This is a genomic window from Archangium sp., assembly GCF_036389735.1.
GTDB lineage: Bacteria > Myxococcota > Myxococcia > Myxococcales > Myxococcaceae > Archangium.
In genome coordinates, this window is the sequence record NZ_DASVWK010000249.1 from 1 (window position 1) to 2,742 (window position 2,742).

3 protein-coding genes are annotated in these 2,742 nt (G+C 68.6%); 2 read left to right on the plus strand and 1 reads right to left on the minus strand.

Going from position 1 to position 2,742, the window contains the following annotated elements:
* Nucleotides 1–336, minus strand: a 336-nt coding sequence (locus tag VF794_RS09055; protein ID WP_331108790.1) for a hypothetical protein, incomplete at its 3' end; no start/stop codon positions are given.
* A 434-nt stretch (nt 337–770) separates the two neighbouring features.
* On the opposite strand from VF794_RS09055, the gene VF794_RS09060 reads away from it, so the two are divergent.
* Entirely contained in the window at nt 771–1,877 is a 1,107-nt protein-coding gene (locus VF794_RS09060; protein WP_331108792.1) for an acetyltransferase, read from the plus strand.
* 72 nt (nt 1,878–1,949) lie between these two features.
* Nucleotides 1,950–2,742: hypothetical protein (locus VF794_RS09065; RefSeq protein WP_331108794.1), on the plus strand; the 793-nt coding region annotated here is incomplete at its 3' end.

Below are 2,742 nucleotides of genomic sequence, written 5' to 3' on the forward strand. Positions count from 1 at the left end.
CAGCGTCGTCTCGCGCGCGCCTCCGAACACCAGCCAGTCCTCGGCCCACAGCGCGTCCAACAACTTCCCGAAGTGCTCCTCCATCTCCAGGCGCAGCGACTCGGGCAGCCCCGGCACGTCGCTGAACTCCGAGCAGTCCCTCAGGAAGCGCTCCACCGCCTCGCCTTCCCCGGGCCGCTCCGGCACCTCGTGCGAGAACGAGAACGCCATCGCCCCGTCCAGCAGCCGCGCGAGCTCCTCCCCGCACGTCACCAACGCGAGCCGCGCCCCGTCCTCCTCCCGCACCAGACCGTCCTGGCGCAGGAACGTCTCCCCCGCCAGCGTGTCGAGTTTCATCCTGTTCGCCACGTCCCCTCCCGGAACCGCGCGATCGCCACAGTACCGGGCCGCGCCCCTCGTGGCAGCCACTTCCCGCTTCCTCGTGATCCTCCCCGCGCGCTGTCCGAATTCCACCCACCTCTGTCCTCTTCCAGGACAGTGCGGGGGGGTGACATGTAACCCCTTGGTTTCACGCCCTTCTCCCCCGGCGTGAAGCCCCGGCGCCGACAGGGCCCGCGATTGACTGGAGCATCAATGCTCCACTTCTCCCACATGACGCATCGCGGCGCCCTCGGAGCCGTGACGCACGGGTGCTGGCGTGAGGTTTGCTGGGGTTGCTCCTTGTTCGGGAGAGACCCGATGCTCCCGCGCTCCACGAAGCACCCGCGGTACCCCCTTACCCCTACCGCCCCGACCCGGCTCCGCCTGGCGGGGACACCCCAGGAGTGCCCATGAAGAAGCCGCACCCCCTGCTGGCGGCGCTGTTCGCCGTCGGCCTCGCCACCCAGGCCCACGCCGGTGCCGCCAAGACGACCTACCCCGTGGTGTTCGCCCACGGCATGGCCGGCTTCGACAACATCCTCGGCTATGACTACTGGGGCGACGACTACGGCATGTTCGTCGGCGACTCGTGCCAGTTCGCGGAGATCGGCTGCAACGAGGACATCGACGGCGGCCAGCAGTCCTTCGTCGCCCAGGTGCAGCCCTTCCAGACGTCCGAGGTGCGTGGCCTGGACCTGGCCAACGACGTCGAGGGCTACCTGGCCAGCGTGGGCGCCACCCGCGTGAACCTGATCGGCCACTCGCAGGGCGGCCTCGACATCCGCAAGGCGGCCAAGGTGCTCTACACCCGCAAGGGCTACACCGTGGTGAGCGTGGCCGTCAGCGTGTCCTCGCCCCACCGCGGCTCGCCCGTGGCCAAGTACATCCTCGACCTGAAGCCCGGCGTCACCAGCGTCGTCGCCACCCTCGCCAAGTACTACGGCGACATCGTCTACCAGGCGGGCAATGACGCCTACGCCGGTGCCAAGCAGCTGGTCCACAACGACTACAGCTCCACCGACGGCGTCACCACCGGCACCAAGGCCTTCAACGTCAACAACCCCATCGACTCGCGCTACGCCTCCCGCTACGTCTCGCTCCTCACCGCGCAGAACGGCGTCAACGTGAACCCCGCGCTCTGGCTGCTCAGCGAGTTCATCTACGACATCGACGGCGACGGCTACTGCCTCGAGGACTGCGACAACGACGGCGCCGCCGGCAAGGGCGACGGCTACGCCAACGAGACCGATGACGACGGCCTGGTGGGCATCAACTCCCAGCAGATGGGCTACCGCCTCAAGTACTCCGAGTCCGCGCTCGGCTTCGACTACGTGGGCACCGACTCCAACGTCCCCTACATGGGCAACATCAACACCCCCAGCGCCTCCTCGCAGATGACCTCCATGTCGAGCGTCATCATCCAGGACCACATGGACGTGGTCGGCGTGGGCCCGGACACCTTCGACGAGCCCGAGTTCTACGCGGCCATCTTCGACTACATCGCCGCCTACGACTGACGTCTGCCTGAAGCACCCCCCGGAGGGCCCCCCCATGTGCGCATGGGCCTTCCGGGGGTAGCATCTCCCCTCATGAATCGTCGGAAGTCCCCCCTCCTGGTCGCCCTCGTGCTGCTCCTCGCCGGCTCGGCGCTGCTCGTCTACAAGACGCGCCCGACCCAGGAGCCGTCCCCGGACGTGGCCCCGGTGAAGGTGGGGGCACGCGGCACCACCCCGAACACCCACCCCGCGACCGCCGCCTCCGCCGCGAGCCTCCAGGAGAGTTCGCGCGGGCCGGTGCGCCTGCCGGAGGACCTGGTCTCCTACCTGCGCTCGCGCTACGGAGCGCGCATCCGCGAGCCCCACACGCAGATGCGCATGCTGGAAGAGCTCATGCGCCACTTCCAGCGGCTCAACCCCACGGGCTGGGAGGCGGACCTGCTCGCCCTCGTCCAGCAGGCCTTCCCCGAGCTGTATGACGAGCTGGCCCTGCGGCTGCGCCAGCGTCTGGACTACGGGCGTTGGATGCGGGAGCACAGCGCCGAGCTCCAGGACAAGCCCGCCGCCGAGCGCCGCGCCGCCCTGTGGGAGGAGCGCAACGAGATTTTCGGCAAGGAGGTCGCCGAGAAGCTCTGGGCCGGCGAGCTGCGCAATCAGTCCGTGGCGGACGCGCTGACGGCCATCAACGCCCTGCCCGATGCCACCGTCAGTGACCGCATGGCGAAGTACAAGGAGAGCCTCGCCAAGACGTACGGCCAGGACACCGAGGCCTATATGAAGGCCCACCAGCAGGAGCTGATGAACCACTTCCTCGACTTGAGCTCCGTGCAGAAGGAGCTGGCCAGCCTGCCGCCCGCGCAGCGCTCCGAGAACCTGCGCACCATCC